Origin of the sequence: Microbispora sp. KK1-11 (assembly GCF_006874435.1) — a bacterium.
Lineage (GTDB): Bacteria > Actinomycetota > Actinomycetes > Streptosporangiales > Streptosporangiaceae > Microbispora > Microbispora catharanthi.
Map to the genome: position 1 here is coordinate 1 of NZ_VIRJ01000080.1, position 1,932 is coordinate 1,932.

The window sequence follows — 1,932 nt, forward strand, 5'->3', positions numbered from 1 at the left end:
CCGCCGCCTCCTTCGCCGCCGCGGCCATGGCCTCGGCCTCGGCCACGGTGTTGGCCAGCGGCTTCTCGCACAGGACGTGCTTGCCCGCCGCCAGCGCCGCGATGGCGATCTCGGCATGGCTGTCACCCGGCGTGCAGATGTCGACGATCTGCACGTCGTCGCGTTCGACGAGCCGCTTCCAGTCGGTCTCCACCGCCGCCCAGCCGAGCGTGTCCGCCGCTTCGGCCGTGCGGCCGGGCGACCTGCCGGACAGGGCCGCCATGACGGGCCTTACGGGCAGGTCGAAGACCGAGGCGACGCTCCGCCATGCCTGCGAGTGCACGCGTCCCATGAACGCGTACCCCACCATGCCGACACCGAGCGCCGGCCTGCTTTCTGTCACTAGATCTCCCCCGAATCAGGATTCGAAGCCGAGCGGCAGATACTTCTGCACGTTCTCCTTGGTAATGGTCTCCGAGGCCAGCGTGATCGACTGCGGCACCTCCTGCTCCAGCAGGTCGCTCATGCCCTTGCCCTGGGCGATCAGTCGCGCCAGCTTGATCGCCGAACCGGCCATGGTCGGGCTGTAGGTGACGGTGGCCTTCAGCACGCCGTTGTCGGCCTGGATGTCACGCATCGCGTTGGCCGAGCCGGCGCCGCCGACCATGAAGAACTCGTCGCGACCGGCTTCCTTGATCGCGGCGAGCACGCCGATGCCCTGGTCGTCGTCGTGGTTCCAGATCGCGTCGATCTTCTTGTGCGCCTGCAGCAGGTTGCTGGCCACCTGTGTGCCGGACTCCACCGTGAACTTGGCGTCCTGCTGCGCGGTCACCTTGAAGCCGTAGGTCTTCAGCGCGTCGGCGAAGCCCTTGCTGCGGTCCTGGGTCAGCGGCAGCGTGGCGATGCCCTGGATCTCCAGGATGACCGGGTCGGCCACGCCCTTGTCCTTCAGCGTCTTGCCGATGTAGTGGCCGGCGGCCACGCCCATGCCGTAGTTGTCCCCGCCCAGCCAGGTCCGGTAGGACAGTTTGTCCGGGAAGACGCGGTCCAGGTTGACCACGGGGATGCCGGCGTCCATGGCCTGCCGGGCGACCTGGTTGAGCTGCTGGCCGTCGTTGGGCAGGATCACCAGCACGTTGACCTTGGCCTGGATCAGCGACTCCACCGCGGAGATCTGCTGGTTGATGTCGTTGGTCGGCTCGACCGCCTTGAACTCCACGTCGGAGTACTGCTTGGCCGCGTCGGCCGCGTTCTTGGCGATGGCGGCGATCCAGCCGTGGTCGGCGGCCGGGGCCGAGAAGCCGATGACGACCTTGTCGCCGGGGGCGTCGTTGCCGCCCGTGGCCGCGGCCGCGGGGGCGGCGGCCGGCGCGCTCGCCTGCGCGGCCGGCTCGTTGCTGGTGCAGGCCGTGATGAGAGCGCCCGCGCCGAGGACGGCTCCGCCGAGGAGGAAGCCCCGGCGGCCGGGGTTCTGGGTCATGTCGTTCTCCTTGCAGTGGGGGTGGAAAAGCGAGGAAAAAGGGCGTGTGAGGCCGGGACCGCGGCCGTACGGCGGCGGACCTGGAAGGTCGGGGAAGGGGCTGAGGGGTGCCGGGGGTCAGGTGTGTTTGAGGCTTCGCCGCTGCAGGAGCACGGCGACGACGATGATCGCGCCCTTGGCGACGAGCTGGTCGGCGGTGTTGAGGCCGTTGAGGATGAACAGGTTGGTGATCACAGTGAAGATCAGCAGACCCAGGATCGAACCGATGATCGTGCCCCGGCCGCCGCTCAGCAACGTCCCGCCGATGATCACCGCGGCGATCGCGTCCAGCTCATACAAGTCGCCGTGGGTGGACGACCCGGTGGTGGTCCGCGCCATGATCAGCACCGCGGCGATCCCGCAGCACAGACCCGACAGCGCATACAACATCAGCGTGTGCTTACGCACATCGATACCGGCCAGACGCGCCGCCT

The 1,932-nt window shown here is 68.4% G+C and carries 3 protein-coding genes; all 3 read right to left on the reverse strand.

Translation table 11 applies throughout. From position 1 onward, the window contains the following. A partial coding sequence (locus FLW16_RS42750; RefSeq protein ID WP_260616208.1) for a Gfo/Idh/MocA family protein occupies positions 1-382 on the reverse strand: 382 nt, incomplete at its 3' end. 15 nt (positions 383-397) lie between these two features. Continuing rightward, positions 398-1,459 carry a substrate-binding domain-containing protein gene (locus FLW16_RS42755; protein WP_142566697.1) on the reverse strand — a complete coding sequence of 354 codons (1,062 nt, stop codon included), beginning with the start codon at positions 1,457-1,459 and terminating at the stop codon, positions 398-400. Positions 1,460-1,576: 117 nt separating this feature from the next. Further along, the coding region (locus FLW16_RS42760) for an ABC transporter permease (RefSeq protein ID WP_396687269.1) at positions 1,577-1,932 on the reverse strand (356 nt) is incomplete at its 5' end.

What these genes read in the sequence shown, in the direction of transcription:
- FLW16_RS42755 (WP_142566697.1), bottom strand. Translation starts at nt 1,459, where the DNA reads ATGACCCAGAACCCCGGCCGCCGGGGCTTCCTCCTCGGCGGAGCCGTC.